The 16,231-nt window shown below is 44.6% G+C and carries 13 protein-coding genes; 8 read left to right on the top strand and 5 right to left on the bottom strand.

From position 1 onward, the window contains the following. Positions 1–630: 630 nt before the first annotated feature. A complete protein-coding gene (putA, locus tag HL061_RS00445; protein ID WP_252962379.1) occupies positions 631–3,879 on the top strand; it encodes a bifunctional proline dehydrogenase/L-glutamate gamma-semialdehyde dehydrogenase PutA in 3,249 nt (1,082 codons plus the stop codon). Between the two features lie 11 nt (positions 3,880–3,890). Continuing rightward, positions 3,891–4,583 (top strand): 1-pyrroline-5-carboxylate dehydrogenase, encoded by a 693-nt coding sequence (locus HL061_RS00450; RefSeq protein WP_071001423.1) that lies wholly within the window; start codon positions 3,891–3,893, stop codon positions 4,581–4,583. 189 nt (positions 4,584–4,772) lie between these two features. Here the strand turns inward: HL061_RS00450 and HL061_RS00455 are convergent, their stop codons facing one another. Next, positions 4,773–5,945, bottom strand: coding sequence for a cupin domain-containing protein (locus HL061_RS00455; protein ID WP_252962380.1), 1,173 nt, complete (start codon positions 5,943–5,945; stop codon positions 4,773–4,775). Positions 5,946–6,075: 130 nt separating this feature from the next. Here HL061_RS00455 and HL061_RS00460 point away from each other — a divergent pair, with 130 nt between their 5' ends. Then, the gene (locus HL061_RS00460; protein WP_071001425.1) at positions 6,076–6,270 is read left to right on the top strand and encodes an NF038104 family lipoprotein; all 195 of its coding nucleotides are present in this window, start codon (positions 6,076–6,078) and stop codon (positions 6,268–6,270) included. Positions 6,271–6,451: 181 nt separating this feature from the next. Here HL061_RS00460 and purB read toward each other — a convergent pair whose 3' ends face one another. After that, entirely contained in the window at positions 6,452–7,843 is a 1,392-nt protein-coding gene (gene purB / locus HL061_RS00465) for an adenylosuccinate lyase (RefSeq protein WP_071001426.1), read from the bottom strand. Positions 7,844–8,055: 212 nt separating this feature from the next. After that, entirely contained in the window at positions 8,056–9,282 is a 1,227-nt protein-coding gene (mnmA, locus tag HL061_RS00470; protein ID WP_071001427.1) for a tRNA 2-thiouridine(34) synthase MnmA, read from the bottom strand. A gap of 260 nt (positions 9,283–9,542) precedes the next feature. Between mnmA and ispF the strand changes: the two genes are divergently transcribed. The 5 genes from ispF to HL061_RS00495 all read left to right on the top strand — a co-directional run bounded on the left by ispF (position 9,543) and on the right by HL061_RS00495 (position 14,689). Further along, a complete protein-coding gene (gene ispF / locus HL061_RS00475; protein WP_058025333.1) occupies positions 9,543–10,046 on the top strand; it encodes a 2-C-methyl-D-erythritol 2,4-cyclodiphosphate synthase in 504 nt (167 codons plus the stop codon). A gap of 117 nt (positions 10,047–10,163) precedes the next feature. Continuing rightward, positions 10,164–10,514 carry a Grx4 family monothiol glutaredoxin gene (grxD, locus tag HL061_RS00480; RefSeq protein WP_071001428.1) on the top strand — a complete coding sequence of 117 codons (351 nt, stop codon included), beginning with the start codon at positions 10,164–10,166 and terminating at the stop codon, positions 10,512–10,514. Positions 10,515–10,793: 279 nt separating this feature from the next. Next, complete coding sequence (locus HL061_RS00485) at positions 10,794–11,333, top strand: hypothetical protein (protein ID WP_212563612.1); 540 nt, start codon at positions 10,794–10,796, stop codon at positions 11,331–11,333. 260 nt (positions 11,334–11,593) lie between these two features. Next, on the top strand, positions 11,594–13,489 hold the full coding sequence (gene mnmG, locus HL061_RS00490; protein ID WP_223332893.1) for a tRNA uridine-5-carboxymethylaminomethyl(34) synthesis enzyme MnmG: 1,896 nt from the start codon (positions 11,594–11,596) through the stop codon (positions 13,487–13,489). 240 nt (positions 13,490–13,729) lie between these two features. Next, positions 13,730–14,689 (top strand): AEC family transporter, encoded by a 960-nt coding sequence (locus tag HL061_RS00495; protein ID WP_223332892.1) that lies wholly within the window; start codon positions 13,730–13,732, stop codon positions 14,687–14,689. Positions 14,690–14,785: 96 nt separating this feature from the next. On the opposite strand, the gene HL061_RS00500 is transcribed toward HL061_RS00495, so the two are convergent. Then, complete coding sequence (locus HL061_RS00500) at positions 14,786–14,956, bottom strand: hypothetical protein (RefSeq protein WP_223332890.1); 171 nt, start codon at positions 14,954–14,956, stop codon at positions 14,786–14,788. Between the two features lie 30 nt (positions 14,957–14,986). Further along, positions 14,987–16,006: an LLM class flavin-dependent oxidoreductase gene (locus HL061_RS00505; RefSeq protein WP_240365013.1), complete on the bottom strand. Its 1,020-nt coding sequence runs from the start codon at positions 16,004–16,006 to the stop codon at positions 14,987–14,989. Positions 16,007–16,231 lie beyond the last annotated feature (225 nt).

Raw genomic sequence — 16,231 nt, forward strand, 5'->3', positions numbered from 1 at the left:
AGATGGTACTTAGCTTACTAGTGAGCCCAAAATTGGTACGATTAAAACCCAAAATTTTGGTAATAATTAATCAGTAATAGTAAACTAAAAAATATAACCAAAGCGACATGACTGAAAAATTGCTTGTAAATATTTGTTTTTTAAAGAAAAATCTATTTTTAAAAATAAAAAAAAGCGTTAGTTTGAATTTTTTTTTCATGATATTATAGCCGAGTTAAGCGCATCACCTCAATCAACGCCGTAGAGGTTTTTCTTACAGTGAATTTGCACATTTAAGATGGTATGTTTGGGCTTGTTTAAGTGATTTTTTATCACTTCATTCAAGCGATATTTGTCCATCACACTCCTTTCACTACTAACAAGAAGAAGGCACTAATGCCGCTTAATTTTTCGTTGTTGCCTTTGTATTGTTAACGTAGCCCGTTTAACAGTGGAACGACCTACTTAACCATCTCCAGCATGTGCTGGATTTTCTAGTTTTGTGATGGCGCCGTTTGGTCTTTTGATTATTGCTGTGAATATCCTTCCATAACCTCTATTTTGATAGCGGTTACGAGCAGTTATGCAGGACGATCAGACTTCCTAAAGCACCATTTATTATGGTTTTTAAACGATAGTTATGGAGTTGTTATGAACCCAGTAGACCAGTTTACCCCGCAAGAGCCGATTTTGTTCAATCCTGTTGATATGCTGTCGCCAGAGTATCTTGCCCAGCCAATAGAAGAGTTATATAAGCGTATTTCGCCACTATATAGCGTTGATGAACAGCGTTGGTTGGCTGATTTATTGCCACTTGCCAAGCCTAGTGCAGAGGAGCGTGATGCTGCCGCTGAGCAGACACGCAGGCTGGTTGAGCATGTGCGTAACGATGGCAAAGCCGTCAAGATGGTTGACTCATTATTGCTTGAGTATAGCCTTGATACCCAAGAAGGTATCTTGCTCATGAGCTTGGCAGAAGCGTTGATTCGAGTGCCGGATAATTATACTGCTGATGCATTGATTCATGACAAAATGAGTGTGGCAGATTGGAAAAAGCACATCAAAAATGACAATGGTTTCATGGTTAATGCCTCTACTTGGGGCATGATGATGACAGGCCGTGTCGTCAGTATTGATAGCAGCACTACTGCATCAGGTTTCTTGGATCGCATGACCAAAAAGATGGGTGAGCCTGTCATTCGTAGTGCCATGCAAAAGGCCATGCGCATCATGGGCCATCAGTTTGTATTGGGCGAAACCATCGAAGACGCCAATAAAAACAGCCAGCCATATCGTAATAAAGGTTATACCTATTCATTCGATATGCTAGGTGAAGCGGCTATCACGCATAGAGATGCTGAAAAATACTTCAATGACTACTTGCATGCGATCAAAGCGACGGCCAACGTCAAAGTCAAAGAAGGTATGCCTAAGCCATCAGTATCTATCAAATTGTCTGCGCTGCATCCTCGCTATGAAGCGACACAAGAAGCTCAGGTCATGGGTCTATTGCGTCAACGCTGCTTGCTCCTTATCGAAGCGGCACGCGAGGTCAATGTTGATCTTAGTATTGATGCCGAAGAAGCGGATCGTCTTGAGATTTCTTTAAAACTGTTTGAGTCTCTATACCGTGATAACTCAACAGCTGGTTGGGATGGCCTAGGTATCGTTGTACAAGGTTATTCTAAACGTGCTATTGCTGTATTGGCTTGGCTTGCTCGTTTGTCTTCTGAAGTAGGCGATCGCATTCCAGTACGTCTGGTAAAAGGCGCTTATTGGGATACTGAGATCAAACTTGCTCAGCAAAAAGGTCTATCAGGCTATCCAGTTTGGACACGCAAAGAAGGTACAGATACCGCATATCTTGCCAGTGCGCGTTTCTTATTATCAGACCATCTGCGCGGTCTTATTTGGCCACAGTTTGCGACGCATAATGCGCACACACTGTCTTCAATCATGACCATGAGCACCCATAAAGAGTTTGAGTTCCAGCGTTTGCACGGTATGGGTGATGCACTTTATGACCATATTTTGCAAGCTTATGAGATTCCTGTACGTATCTATGCACCAGTTGGCGCGCACAAAGACTTGCTACCATATTTGGTACGTCGTTTGTTAGAGAACGGTGCCAACAGCTCGTTTGTCCATCAGTTATTAGACAAGTCGTATCCGATTGAAAAACTAACTGTGCATCCATATGACAAGCTACTTGCCAACCCAACCTTGCACAACCCAGATATCCCGCTACCACTAGAGATTTATGGTTCGCGCCGTGCAAGTTTTGGCCCTAATATATTTGTAGAGTCACAGTGGTTGCCGTTTAAAGCCGCTATTGATAGCCATCTCAATAAAAAATGGTCAGCGACACCCATCATCAATGGCAAAGCGGTCACTGACTATGAAGTAGATGGCGTCACCCATCAACTTGATGCGCAGCCTGTACTTGCGCCTTGGAATCATGACGTAAGCGCTGGTGAAGTCAAATATGCCAATGCAGAATTGGCTCGTCAAGCGATTGATGTGGCTGTCGCTGGTCAAAGTACGTGGCAGAACGTGACAGTGGCCAAACGTGCAGCAATACTGCGTAAAATCGCTGAGCTATTTGAAGAAAACTACGCTGAGCTAATGGCACTATGCCAAGTCGAAGCTGGTAAGACTATGCAAGACAGCATCGATGAAATCAAAGAAGCCGTTGATTTCTGTCGTTTTTACGCTGATGAAGCAGAGCGCCTAGACGATGTCGTGCATGAGTTTACAGATTTGTCTGGTAAGCAATCGCGTCAAGTTTATAAACCACGTGGCACTTTTGTGTGTATTAGCCCATGGAACTTCCCATTGGCTATCTATACGGGTCAAATCGTGGCGGCACTGGCAGCAGGTAATACGGTAGTCGCTAAGCCTGCTGAACAAACCAGCTTGATTGCTCATTTTGGTGCGCAACTCATGTATCAAGCGGGTGTACCAGCAGAAGCACTACAATTGGTGACAGGTGCCGGTGATGTGGGCGGAGCGCTAACGGCTGCTGACAATATCGCAGGTGTGATATTTACTGGCTCAACGCAAACTGCTCAGCGTATCAATCAAAGCTTGAATGATCATGCTCAAGCGAGTGGCGAGCTGCCTGTATTTATCGCTGAGACTGGCGGTCAGAACGCGATGATTGTTGATTCAACAGCACTGCCAGAGCAAGTCGTTAAAGACGCTGTTCTATCTGCATTTGGTTCAGCAGGTCAGCGTTGTTCAGCTTGCCGTATATTGTGCGTGCAAGATGAGATGGCGGATGATTTGATCGAGCTATTGCAAGGCAATATGGCTGAGCTGTCTGTTGGCAATCCACTATACGCTGCCACAGATGTAGGTCCAGTCATTGATGCTGATGCCAAAAATGGTTTAGAGGCGCATATCGCGCGTATGGATGCTGAGCCAACCGCTACTATCTTGGCTCAAACAACAATGAGTGCAAGCTCGGTTGTCAGTCAAGAAAACTCTACCTTTGTATTGCCAACCGCAATCGAGGTAAGCAGTATTGATGTGATTGGTGGTGAGCACTTTGGTCCAATCCTGCACGTATTGCGCTATCAAGCACGTGATCTGAATAAGCTGATTGACGCTATCAACAACACAGGCTTTGGTTTGACGATGGGTATTCATAGCCGTATCGAAAAAACTGTTGAGCATATCGAGCGCCGTGCTTTTGTAGGCAACACTTATATCAACCGTAACCAAATCGGCGCGGTCGTAAACGTCCAGCCATTTGGTGGTTGTGGTCTGTCTGGTACTGGCCCGAAAGCAGGTGGCCCGCACTATGTTGCGCGTCTGATGCAGCTTAGCTCAGAATCAAATGGTAGCAACCAAACAAATGTTAACACCCAAACAACCACTCAAACAGAACTCGCATAAGGAGTAGCAACATGGCGACTGAATTCAAAAAAAATCATGCCCAGGTTTGTGAATCTTGGCGACTACTTGGCGCGGTCAATCGCGCAACGTACCTAGAGGCGGCAATTCCAAAGTTGTCTCTATTGACTGGTGATGCCAACAAAGCAAAGCGTTTATTCAATCACCTATTGAACGCGGCGCCAAGCTTAGATGAGACGCATCGTATGACTGGTGCGACAGGTGAGTCAAACGACTTGTACGTCACTGGTCGTGGTAAGACAATGGTCGTTGGTGGCGAATCAGCCAGAGCAATGGCCGTACTAGGTCAGCTTGTGGCTGCATTATTGACTGGTAATGAAGTCATACTGCATTGCCCAAGCCAAAATGAGATGTGCAATGAAGCCGCTAAAATCCTGTACGATACGGGTATTAGCGAAGATGTATTGAGCGTGGCTAATGACTCGCAAACCATCACGCTTTTATACATTGATCGTCTTGCTCAGGTGGCCGTTTCTGGCAGTCGTAGTGAAGTACAAGCCATCAGTCAAGAGCTTGCAAAGACAGATGGTATTTTGACTCAAGTCATCAGTGTCACTGATATGGAAGGACTGTCTGAGATGTTAACGCCTGATTATCTGCATCGTTTTGTCACTGAGCGTGTTAAGACGATTAACACCACAGCGATTGGTGGTAATGCTAGCTTGCTTGAGCTTGGTACAGAGTAATAGTATTAACGACCAACACGTTTAGTGTTTATAGTGGTTTTAATAAATACTAAGCGGCGTTTGATACATCATTATGAGTATTGAACGAGTAATTGTGTAATATGCATAAGAAAAAACCGCTATCTGAGTAATTATCAGATAGCGGTTTTTTTATTGTGCATTATTCAGCTAAAATTTGATGATTATGTTTTATTCAGTCATATTGACCCATATCCAACCGTTTTCTAACCATTCGCTTAAATCATCTGTATCGATATCCTTCACATCACTATATTGTAATGGCTCTCCATCAGCCAAACGTACCAACACTGCTATTGCTGCATCATCAAGTCCATCGAGACGCTGCCCATTGGCATACAGCACAATACCATTACCAGTTTTGTTATAGAGTAGGCGATTGCTATAGTCCGCTTGCAATAGCGCACCTTCAGACAATGCTTGTACAAGCTCATCGGTGCCCAGTGTTTCCTCTGGCATCAGCGCATCGTATTGGCGCTTACTCACCACCTCAGAGACTGCTTGACGAATCATATCATCACCACGCTCAGACTGTAGCATGTGCAAGAGCTGCTCTTTGATCGCACTGATACTCTCTGATTGCAATGCGCCAGATGCCTGTAGTGCTTGCGGCAATAGCAGCGGAATAAACAAATCGCTATCGTTGGTGGCGATATCCGCTAAGCTATCGATAATTTGCATCAAATTTGGACGACGGCAGCCAAAAGAAAACGTCAGACAATCATCTTGCGCCACGCCGAAATGCGAGAGTTTGGGCGGCACATAAAGCACGTCACCCGCTTCTAATATCTCATCAAAGATGATGTCGCCCATATCGTCAAACAAGCGAATAGGCTCATCAGCAACAAACTCTGTCTGCTCATCACAGAATTTGCCCAACTGCCAGCGCCGTAAACCATAGCCTTGTGCCAAAAATACATCGTAGTCGTCATAATGCTTACCGACCGATCCTCCTTTAGGGGCATAAGAGACCATAATATCGTCACGCTGCCACTGCGGAATATAGTCAAACGCTTGCCACAATTGCCCAAGCTCAGGCGACCATTGCTCTAGGTTTTGTACCAATACGGTCCATTGTTCTGGTAGGTTCTCAAAATCAGTCTCGCTCAGTGGGCTTTTTTTGAGTTGCCACTGCGCTTGACCTTCTTTTTTACTGGCTGCTTGGGTTAGCAAGCGTGCGCTAGCATCTTCTTCAAGGGCAAGACCCATCATATCATCGGGCTCAAACATATCGATCAGCTGCGGTAAGCCTTGCTTGATAAGCAGTGGTTTTTTCTGCCAGTATTCAGCCAAAAACTGCTCAGGCGTAATAGAGTCGGGTAGACAAAGAGGAATAGAGGTCATGGGTAAATCCATATTTTAAATACGTACAAGATTGATGGTAAGGGATGCTTTATAGGAAGGGATTAATCGTTTATGATGATCACCTATCTGATGGCTATCATCAGAGCAGCCATCAAATCGTAGGAAAGTTATGAAAAAATTACATTTTGTTGTCATTATTGCTAGCGTGTTTTTCTTGCAAGCTTGTGTCCATAAAATCGTCACCGTGCCTGCCAAAGTCGCCTATAAAACCACCAAAGGCGTAGTCAAAGGCACGGTCGCGGTCGGTAAAGCTATCATACCAGGCGATAGTGATGACGATGATGATAAAAAGGATAAAAAATAAAACCTTACTTATCACCTATGAGTTTTTAAGATCATCATAGCATGCAAAGTAAGGTTGTTTTTTTATAGACTTAGGCGAATGTATAGCCAGTTTGAACAAATAGAGATGAGGCAATTGTGCCTTATCTCTATTGCTTTAAGGTATTCAATTCATCTTAGCAAACTTTACAGCTTGGCAAACTTTACAGCTTGGCAATCCACTCTTTAATAGCACGTGCTTGCTCAGCGGCATTACCGATATAAGTAGCAGGCGTCAATGCACGTAGGCGTTCTTTATCCGCATCGCTAACAGCCAATAGCTCATCGCTTTCAACAAAGGTTAGCATGGCTTCACGAGTCATGGCATTACCGCGAGTCAAGGCTTTTAGTTTTTCATACGGGTTTTCAACACGGTAGCGACGCATGACCGTTTGAATCGGTTCTGCCAACACTTCTTGCGCTTGATTCAAGTCGTCATTTAAACGCTGTGCATTTAGCTCAAGTTTACCCACCCCTTTTAGGCACGCATCAAAAGCAATCATGCTCTGTGCTAGGCCAACACCGATATTACGTAATACGGTAGAGTCTGACAAATCACGCTGCATACGTGAAATCGGTAACTTCTCACCCAAATGGGCCAGCATCGCGTTGGCAACGCCTAAGTTGCCTTCAGAGTTTTCAAAGTCAATTGGATTAACTTTATGCGGCATGGTAGAAGAGCCAACTTCACCGTCTTTTAGGCGCTGTTTAAAATAGCCTAAGCTAATATATTGCCAAATATCACGGTTAAAATCGATCAAGATGGTATTGAAACGCTTAACAGCATCAAACAACTCAGCGATATAGTCATGTGGCTCAATTTGAGTCGTATAAGGGTTAAAGGTTAACTCTAGACGCTGATTGATAAATGCTTCAGCATGACTCTGCCAGTCGACGTCAGGATACGCTGAAAAATGCGCATTGTAGTTGCCAACGGCGCCATTGATTTTACCCAATAACTCTACTTGATTGATTTGCTTGATTTGACGAGCAAGGCGGTAGGCCACGTTTGCCATCTCTTTACCCAATGTCGTTGGACTGGCTGTCTGACCATGGGTGCGTGATAGCATTGGTTGATCAGCATGAGCAATCGCTAAGTCAACGATGCTATCAGTCACTTGCTGCATTTTGGCAACGACAAGCTTGCGGCTGTCTTTGAGCATCAATGCATACGATAAGTTGTTGATATCTTCACTGGTACAGGCAAAGTGAATAAACTCAAGAGAATCAATTAAAGCGTCCTGACCCCGGAACTTGTTCTTGATAAAGTACTCAACCGCTTTTACATCATGATTGGTCGTCGCTTCGATGTCTTTGATCGCTTGGGCATCGGCTTCACCAAAATCATCAACGATTGCATTCAAAAAAGCGTTGGTCTGGTCATCAAATGCTGCTAATTCACCAATTGCGCTGTTGTCAGCTAAAGACTGCAACCAGCGAATCTCTACCGTAACGCGAGCTTTGATTAGACCAAATTCAGATAAATAAGGACGTAAGCTGTCAGCCTTTGATGCGTAACGACCATCAATTGGAGAGAGAGCGGTAAGTGGGGTCATGGTTGTGCCTCAGTAGTTATGAAATAAAAAACTGCAAGAGTCTAGATAAAAAATTACCATATAAAAAACGACGTCGAAATCGTTGCGCGTAATATAGCAGAAATATGATATTAAAAAAGTGGTCTATGCAAATAAAGCGATGTTGACCCTCGTCAAAATAAATCTATTTGCTGCATCAACATCTGTGCTTTAAGTTGGGTGTTAGGAATCAATTAAAATCCACATGGTGCATCGATAGATTCAATCACGCCGCCGCCTAAACATACTTCATCGATATAAAATACCGCTGACTGTCCAGGAGTGACAGCGCGCTGCGGCTCATCAAATACCACTCGAACCTCACTGCCATCAGCATTGGTCGCAAACACGCGGCACGCTTGATCAGGCTGGCGATAGCGAGACTTCTCCATACAGGCTAAGCCTTCGTCGCTAAACACATCCGCAGGTGGTAAACCATCAATCCAATCGAGCTTATAGGCTTTTAGCTCGTTGCTCATTAGCATGGGATGTTCATGCCCTTGACCGACGATTAAACGATTTTTCTCTAAGTCTTTTGCCAATACAAACCACGGCTCCTCGGGACGGTCTTTGACACCGCCAATGCCAATGCCACCGCGCTGACCCAATGTGTAGTACATGAGGCCATCATGAGTACCGATGACTTTATTGTCATCAGTAAGTATCTCGCCTTTTTGGGCAGGCAAGTACTGTTGTAGGAAATCTTTAAAACGGCGCTCACCAATAAAGCAAATACCCGTAGAGTCTTTTTTCTTAGCCGTCGCTAGGTCATGCTCTTCAGCGATTTGACGTACCACTGGCTTTTCAAGCTCGCCAACTGGGAATAAGGTTTTAGCGATTTTGTCACCGCCAACCGCATGCAAAAAGTAGCTTTGGTCTTTATTATTATCAAGACCGCGTAAGAGCTGCGCAACCTCGTCACCTTCGGCATTGATATAGTTCACACTGCGGCGCGTATAGTGACCGGTCGCGATATAATCTGCACCAAGCGTCAACGCATAGTCCAAAAACGCCTTAAACTTAATTTCTTTGTTGCACAAGATATCAGGGTTAGGGGTGCGGCCGGCTTTATATTCTGCCAAAAAGTGCTCAAATACGCGATCCCAATATTCCATCGCAAAGTTGGCCGTGTGCAGTTTGATGCCAATTTTGTCACATACGGCTTGCGCGTCTGCGAGGTCATCCATTGCTGTACAGTATTCGGTGCCGTCATCTTCTTCCCAGTTCTTCATAAACAGGCCTTCAACCTTGAAGCCTGCCTGCTGAAGTAATACGGCTGATACAGAAGAATCGACCCCACCTGACATACCGACGATCACATGCTTGGTGCTAGGATTTTCGACATCAGCAAGTGTTAAAGGGCGATGAGCATTAAAAGACTCAGAAACGGTTGTGCTTGAAGTGTATTGTATGGCTGACATAAAACGGCTCAACTATTTATACGTTATCCAAAGTACATGCCGACGCCAAGCGTTATGCAATCACTACAATGCGTAGTCTCAGCAGAACAACGTCATCTTGTCTTTTGGATCTGGTATTATGATAAAATAAACGTCATATTATACCAGTTAATTGAAACTGGTGGCGACCGATGGTGTCTGGCTACTCGTAAAACCACTTTGAAAATTCAGATAGTGGTTTTGAATTATTTTAATCACCTTTAACTCATCTTGGAATAATAATGATAAAAATTGGTCAAGGTATTGACGTTCATGCTTTTCATAATAATGGTCAGCAGCAACAATATGTCATTCTAGCGGGCGTGCCGATTGAGCATTCTCATAGTTTGCTCGCACACTCTGATGGGGATGTGGTCTTGCATGCATTGGCTGATGCGCTGCTGGGCGCACTTGCACTTGGCGATATTGGGCAGCATTTTCCTGATACCGATGCGGCGCATGCTGGATTGGATTCAAGGATTTTGCTGCGTTATGTTTATAGTAAAGTGCAAGAGGCTGGTTATAGTCTAGGCAATGCTGATATCACGGTGATGTGTGAACGTCCAAAGCTGGCACCGCACAACAAAGCGATGCGCGCTAATATCGCGAGCGACTTACAAACAGATATTAGCAATATCAGTGTAAAAGCCACCACGACTGAAAAATTGGGATTTACGGGTCGTCAAGAAGGCATCATGGCCAATGCCGTGGTATTATTAGTCCCTAATACTGTTGAACCTACATAGATCGAAATTCGTGCTTGTAATACAGCGGCAGTTGCCCCATGTATCAGCCACGTCTTTACACAATTATTTTTATATAAATAATCATTTTAATGAACCGCTTTATCAATAGGAGCTTTTATGAGTGAGCAAACCCCAAACACTACTGCAAACGACGTTGAACAATTGATCCGTGATCAAATCCGTGACAATAAAGTCATTATTTACATGAAAGGCACACCGCAATTTCCGCAGTGTGGTTTTTCAGCGCGCTCTATCGAAGTGTTGACTCAGATTGGTCGTCCATTTGCGTTTGTAAACATTTTAGAAAACCCAGAAATCCGTGCAACGTTGCCAAAAATTGCGAACTGGCCAACGTTCCCACAATTATGGATTGATGGCGAGTTGATGGGCGGGTCAGACATCATCTTGCAAATGTATCAATCAGGCGAGCTAAAGCCATTGGTTGAAGCAAACAGCCCTGCTGCTTAATAATTAAAAGTGTGAGTTGGATGTCTTTAATGTCCAATTAGTCTTTGTAAGATACGAGTGTAAGATACGAGCACAGCAAACCCAAGTAGTCATTAATGGCTATTTGGGTTTTTTTATTATTGCTATTAGTGTCACTAATACTCTATCTATTCTTGTCCCTACTAGTATTTCCACGCGCCTATGTCATTAGGCTTCGTTGTTTTTATGGGATTTACCCCCATATAGTGTCCAAGATACCAGCGATATAAATAATAATTATCAGATAATTAAGAGAGCTTTATGAATAACCAAACCAATGAACAGTCAAATGAGCAGAGAGAAGCGGCTGCGCAAGCAGCGATTGAAAAGCGTCGCGCGCGTTTAAAAAACGAATCTACGCGGATCATTGAGATTGCTAATAATGAGTCATACTCAGCACTGAAGTGTATTCATCAGCTTAGTGTGGCAGGCGGTGCAACTGAAGCGACGTATATCGCTATTGAACAGCGCATTGTTGTGGACCAAGATCCAGCAGGTGCTTATCACTTGGCATTGTTGGCTCAAAACACGCCAGATTTGCCAATCGATGCTCGTCAACTTATCGAATTAGTAGTCAACAAGGGTGATAACCATCAGCGCTTGGCCTTACTCAAAAACTTACCATTACCGCCAGTTGAGCTTATCAAAGCGCAGATTTTAGCGAGTGATGATGGTGAGGCGATTGGTCAAATGAATGCCTATCTACAGATAAACCCAGAAGGGTATGGTAGCCATCATATGCTGTCTAGCGGTCAATCGGATCAGATCGTACCCTTGAGCCGTGGAAACAGTAATAACTAAGAGATCATTACGAACTCAAAAGCTAACAACCAAAGTGATGCTGGCGTAAGTATCTTTGCGCTTAATTATAATAGTTTTTATCCTAGCGTTTTTTAAGCGTGAAAAAATTGTTATAATGATGGGTTATTCAACCAATTATGAACGACTTAACTGAGTCGTTATCTTTTTTATAAATACGACTGACGTTTATTTGCTGATGGTTTTCTTATTTGAACATAAGATACGTCAATCAGCAGCGTTATGAGTCAAGTGAGGCACACATGCAATACCCAAAACATTACGACGTGATAGTAATCGGCGGTGGTCATGCTGGCACAGAAGCTGCTCTGGCGGCTGCACGTATGGGCGCTCAGACCTTATTGTTGACCCATAATATCGAGACGCTTGGTCAGATGAGCTGTAATCCCGCGATTGGCGGTATCGGTAAATCGCATTTAGTGCGTGAGATTGACGCGTTAGGCGGCGCGATGGCGCTAGCAACGGACAAAGCAGGTATCCAGTTTCGTGTACTAAACAGCCGTAAAGGCGCTGCTGTGCGTGCCACACGTGCGCAAGCCGACCGTATCTTGTATAAAGCCGCCATTCGCCACACACTAGAGAACCAACCCAATCTGGATTTGTTCCAACAAGCTGCTGACGATATTTTGGTAGAAAATGGCCGTGCGACAGCTGTTGTGACTTCTACAGGTATTATTTTTAAGACCGAAACAGTCGTATTAACCTCAGGCACTTTCTTGGGCGGCGTCATTCATATTGGTCTAGAAAACTCAAATGGTGGCCGTGCAGGGGATCAGCCTTCTATCAAGCTCGCCGATCGTTTGCGTGAGCTTAAGCTACCAGTCGGTCGTCTAAAAACAGGCACGCCAGCACGTATCGACGCCCGTAGCGTTGATTTTAGCGTGATGACGGTACAGCCAGGTGATACGCCGCTGCCTGTCATGAGCTATATGGGTGATGTCTCTATGCATCCTGAGCAGGTTAACTGCTATATCACACATACCAATGCGCGCACCCACGATATCATCCGTGAAAATCTTGACCGCTCACCGATGTTCTCTGGCAAAATTGAAGGCGTCGGCCCGCGTTATTGTCCGTCTATCGAAGATAAAATTCATCGTTTTGCGGACAAAGACAGCCATCAGATCTTTATTGAGCCAGAAGGCCTGACCACGCATGAGCTGTATCCGAATGGTATCTCAACCAGTTTGCCGTTTGATGTGCAGTTAGATTTTATTCATAGCATGAAAGGGCTTGAGAACGCCCATATCACGCGTCCAGGCTATGCCATCGAGTATGATTATTTTGATCCGCAAAATCTCAAGCCCACGCTTGAGACCAAATCAATTGATCGTCTGTACTTTGCTGGTCAAATTAACGGTACGACTGGCTACGAAGAAGCGGGCGTGCAGGGTTTGCTAGCAGGGACCAATGCCGCATTGGTCACTACTAACAATAGCGAGTTTGACACGTGGACACCGCGCCGTGATGAAGCGTATCTTGGCGTACTTGTGGATGATTTGATCACCCATGGTACGACCGAGCCTTATCGTATGTTTACGAGCCGTGCAGAGTATCGTTTATTGCTACGTGAAGACAATGCCGATCAGCGCTTAACTGAGACGGGTCGCAAGCTAGGGCTGGTAGATGATGTGCGCTGGCAAGCATATCAAGAAAAAATGGAAGCGATCTCGACAGAGACGTCACGCCTAAAAGACATGTGGGCCACGCCGACAAATACCTTGGGTCAGAAACTGTCTGAGCAGACAGGTGAGGTACTCTCTAAAGAATCGACTGCCTTTGATTTGTTAAAGCGTCCGCAAATACGTTTTGCTGATATCGCGGCTATTACTGACTCAACCGTTGATGCGCAAGTAGGAGAGCAGATCGAGATTTCTGTCAAATATGCCGGCTATATCGATCGTCAGCAAGAAGATATTGATCAAATGAAGCGCTTAGAAAACACGGCGCTACCGCTAGATTTTGATTATAGGGTGGTATCAGGGCTATCAAACGAGATTGTACAAAAACTCACGCAAGTTCGTCCTGCGACGCTAGCTCAAGCTGGACGTGTCAGCGGTGTCACACCTGCGGCCATACAGTTATTGGCGATGACGGTCAAAAAACATAAAAAAGCAAAGGCTGCGCTTGACTCGTAACGGTAGTATGCCAAAGCCTTTTATAACAACGCATCCATGATATAAAAAGCCCGTAATAATATTTTATTGCGGGCTTTTGTTTATTAAAAAACCACTCTATTATCGAAATAAAGTCTCATTCAAACTTGTCTTACTTGCTGCTTTGTCTCTATACTAGGTCGTAAAATCTGATTATTACTTATTAAATTTTCTTGTTGATGCTCATATCATGATGGGCTTGTCACCGAATTGAGCCTATTTATGATTGATGCTATTGTTTTTGCTATTACTATTGTATTCCCCAACCTTGCTTTGATGTGGTTGGGTTTTTTTATGCAAAGACGTGGCGAGGCGAGCCAAAGTTTCATTGATCAGGCATCCAGCTTTGTTTTTAACTACTGCCTGCCTTGCTTGCTATTCTTTAGCGTGGTCGATAGCGATGTTGATTATGGTCAGCAAGTTAAGCTAATTTTTGTTGGTATTTTGGTGACATTTGTCCTGTTCTTTGGGGCGGAGCTGTATGCCAAACGCTTCGTCAAACGTCCTGCCGACCAAGGCGTGTTCGTACAAGGTATTTTCCGTAGCAACATGGCTATTATTGGCCTCGCAACCGTTGCCAATGCTTATGGTGAGCGTGGTTTAAGTATTGGTGCCGTTTACATGGGCGTAGTCACCATATTGTTCAATATTTTAGCGGTCATTACGTTAAGTCGTGTCTCTAAAAATGTGGATGATACTTTGATCAGTCGCAGTATTATGATCATCAAAAAGGTATTTACCAACCCACTTATTTTGGCATTGCTATCAGCATTTGCTTATAAGGCATTGCCATTGCCACCACTCACAGGTGTGATTCACACGACTGGTGATTTGTTGGCAGCGGTTGCATTGCCGCTGGCACTGATTTGCGCTGGTGCTAGTATTGATTTGAAATCGATGCTGAGTGCCTCAGGGTTATCTATGCAGGCAAGTATTGGTCGGATTGTGATTGCACCCCTCGTCGCCATTGCGATTGGCTTGGCATTTGGTTTATCAGGCGTTCATATGGGCGTGTTATTCTTGATGGTGGCCTCACCAGCTGCTGCGGCCAGTTATGTGATGGCGAAGGCTATGGGTGGCAATGATGTGCTCGCGGCAAATATCTTGGCGTTTACGACGGTGGTTGGTATGTTTGGCATGGCGTTTGGTGCGGCCGCCTTACGTGCGCTTGGTCTGATGTAGCTTATATAGTCAGTGCTTTGTTGGACATAGCGTCAACTGGTCGTTGTAATACTAAAAACCCCCTTTTTTCTATTTTGAAAAAGGGGGTTTTTAATGTCAATTTATATTGTCTCGGTTACGCTTTTCTTCTTGACGTTGCTTACGCTTAGGACTGGTACGGTAGGTCAGATACCCACCGATAACCATGACTGCAAGAAATGCCAAGATATACATAAATATCGACGAGCCAATCATAAGTGATGCACCGATAACCGCAGTTGCTTCCATGTCAAAAATCCAGTTAAGGTTTGGCAATAATTATGCAAGTGTCTCATTTGATTGTAAAGTAAATAAGTTTAGCTCCGGTGTAAGTTCAAGTGAACGAATACGCGCTGCTTGATTATGTACATTAGCGGTTACAATCAATTCATCTGGTTGATGGGTTGCCAAAAACGCAGCCAATTTTGGTTTGACCGTTTCGACAGATCCGATGAATGAAACTGACAGCGCATTATCTACCATCATTTTTTCTGCTTGGCTCCAGATGCTGTCCATATCGTGCGTAGGTTTTGGCATTTGACCTGTCTCACCACGGCGCAAACGTACAAAACTCTGCTGTGCTGAGGTAAAGTGATACTGAGCAGTCTCATCGTCGTCAGCCAGTAACAAGTTTGCAGCCAGCATGACATAAGGCTTATCTAAATAGGCAGACGGCTTGAATTGCTCACGATAGGCTTTAATTGCTTGTCCGAGCATTTGCGGTGCAAAATGTGAGGCAAACACATAGGGCAGTCCTAAATGCGCGGCTAAGGTCGCACCAAATAGGGACGAGCCCAATATCCAAATAGGGACGCCTGATCTGGCGCCGGGGAACGCTTGTACAGGGCTGCCATCTGTATCATTGCCCAAAAAGTACATCAGCTCTTGGACGTCTTGCGGGAAGCGCTCAGCATCTTTCATTTGCCGGCGCAGTGCCTGAAACGTCGCGCCATCTGTCCCCGGTGCGCGGCCCAAGCCTAAATCAACGCGGTCTCCGTACAATGCCTGCAATGTGCCAAATTGCTCAGCGATAACGAGCGGTGCATGATTTGGTAGCATCACGCCGCCTGCACCAATACGGATACGCTTGGTTTGGCTACCGATATGTGACAGTAGGACTGAGGTCGCTGCACTAGCGATACCCGGCATATTATGATGCTCTGCCATCCAGTAACGGTTTAAGCCAGACTTCTCTGCTTGTTGAGCGGTTGCCACGGTTTGGGCGATGCCTTCAGCGATGGTATGGCCTTCAGGTACAGGTGCTAGATCCAAAAACGATAAAGGGATTTTGTTATTCATAAATTATCCAGTAGAGTGATTAATTACTTTCTCTTGATATGCTTGTCATTGATATCGATTTCAAGCCGTGTGACCAAGCAGTAATAATTCATAACAAAGCGCCATTAGTGGGTAGTAGGTATAGCTAGCAAAAGATAAGGCTGCTGATAAGCTTGCTATCAAACATATCTATATCAAAAGTATTTGTATAACAAAACCAGTCGCACATAAAAAAAGCAGGCAACC

Source organism: Psychrobacter sp. PSP (assembly GCF_024085615.1).
Classification (GTDB): Bacteria; Pseudomonadota; Gammaproteobacteria; order Pseudomonadales; family Moraxellaceae; genus Psychrobacter; species Psychrobacter pacificensis.

Excerpts from the sequence above, each read along its gene's own strand:
- HL061_RS00485 (WP_212563612.1), top strand. The coding sequence starts at position 10,794 with ATGAATAACCAAACCAATGAACAGTCAAATGAGCAGAGAGAAGCGGCT.
- HL061_RS00500 (WP_223332890.1), bottom strand. The coding sequence starts at position 14,956 with ATGGAAGCAACTGCGGTTATCGGTGCATCACTTATGATTGGCTCGTCG.
- HL061_RS00460 (WP_071001425.1), top strand. The coding sequence starts at position 6,076 with ATGAAAAAATTACATTTTGTTGTCATTATTGCTAGCGTGTTTTTCTTG.
- putA (WP_252962379.1), top strand. The coding sequence starts at position 631 with ATGAACCCAGTAGACCAGTTTACCCCGCAAGAGCCGATTTTGTTCAAT.
- purB (WP_071001426.1), bottom strand. The coding sequence starts at position 7,843 with ATGACCCCACTTACCGCTCTCTCTCCAATTGATGGTCGTTACGCATCA.
- mnmG (WP_223332893.1), top strand. The coding sequence starts at position 11,594 with ATGCAATACCCAAAACATTACGACGTGATAGTAATCGGCGGTGGTCAT.
- grxD (WP_071001428.1), top strand. The coding sequence starts at position 10,164 with ATGAGTGAGCAAACCCCAAACACTACTGCAAACGACGTTGAACAATTG.
- HL061_RS00450 (WP_071001423.1), top strand. The coding sequence starts at position 3,891 with ATGGCGACTGAATTCAAAAAAAATCATGCCCAGGTTTGTGAATCTTGG.
- ispF (WP_058025333.1), top strand. The coding sequence starts at position 9,543 with ATGATAAAAATTGGTCAAGGTATTGACGTTCATGCTTTTCATAATAAT.
- mnmA (WP_071001427.1), bottom strand. The coding sequence starts at position 9,282 with ATGTCAGCCATACAATACACTTCAAGCACAACCGTTTCTGAGTCTTTT.
- HL061_RS00495 (WP_223332892.1), top strand. The coding sequence starts at position 13,730 with ATGATTGATGCTATTGTTTTTGCTATTACTATTGTATTCCCCAACCTT.
- HL061_RS00505 (WP_240365013.1), bottom strand. The coding sequence starts at position 16,006 with ATGAATAACAAAATCCCTTTATCGTTTTTGGATCTAGCACCTGTACCT.
- HL061_RS00455 (WP_252962380.1), bottom strand. The coding sequence starts at position 5,945 with ATGACCTCTATTCCTCTTTGTCTACCCGACTCTATTACGCCTGAGCAG.